General features: G+C 68.3%; 2 protein-coding genes. Both read right to left on the bottom strand.

Annotation, left to right across the window (positions count from 1 at the left end; translation table 11 throughout):
• Nucleotides 1–277, bottom strand: a 277-nt coding sequence (locus CVH10_RS17185; RefSeq protein WP_146142974.1) for a hypothetical protein, incomplete at its 3' end; no start/stop codon positions are given.
• A partial coding sequence (locus CVH10_RS17190) for a hypothetical protein (RefSeq protein ID WP_106489336.1) occupies nt 277–505 on the bottom strand: 229 nt, incomplete at its 5' end. The genes CVH10_RS17185 and CVH10_RS17190, both read right to left, overlap by 1 nt.

The following is a 505-nucleotide window of genomic DNA, read 5'->3' on the forward strand; positions in this document are numbered from 1 at the left end:
GCCGGTTGGGCAGCAATTTGTGGCCCGAGGCGGCGACGCAATCGTCGAAGAAGCGCACCGGCAGGTCGACGTGGATGCCCGCGCCGTCGCCGGTCTTGCCATCGGCATCGACCGCGCCGCGATGCCACACCGCCTTCAGCGCGTCGATCGCCGACTGGACGACGCGGCGCGACGGCTTGCCGTCGGTCGCGGCGACAAGGCCGACGCCGCAGGCATCGCCCTCATACTCGGGGCGGTACATGCCGTGTTCGGCGAGATACTGGCGGGGATCGGTCATCACTTGTTTCCCTCGATCGCCGGGGCGGCCGGCGGATCCTTCAGTTTCTGTTCGCTGGTTCCCAGTAGCTGCGCCAGCTTCGCGCGTTCGGCAGGTGTCAGGTCCGACAGCTTGCGCGGCGGCGGCAGCGACGCCGAGGCGGCCTGCACCTTCTTCAGCAGGGCCGGCATCTGCTGGATGACGGCGGGCATCATCCCCTGCATCTCCTGCATCATTTCCGGGTCCATG

The organism is Halomonas sp. ND22Bw, from assembly GCF_003011945.1.
Taxonomy (GTDB): domain Bacteria; phylum Pseudomonadota; class Gammaproteobacteria; order Pseudomonadales; family Halomonadaceae; genus Halomonas; species Halomonas halophila.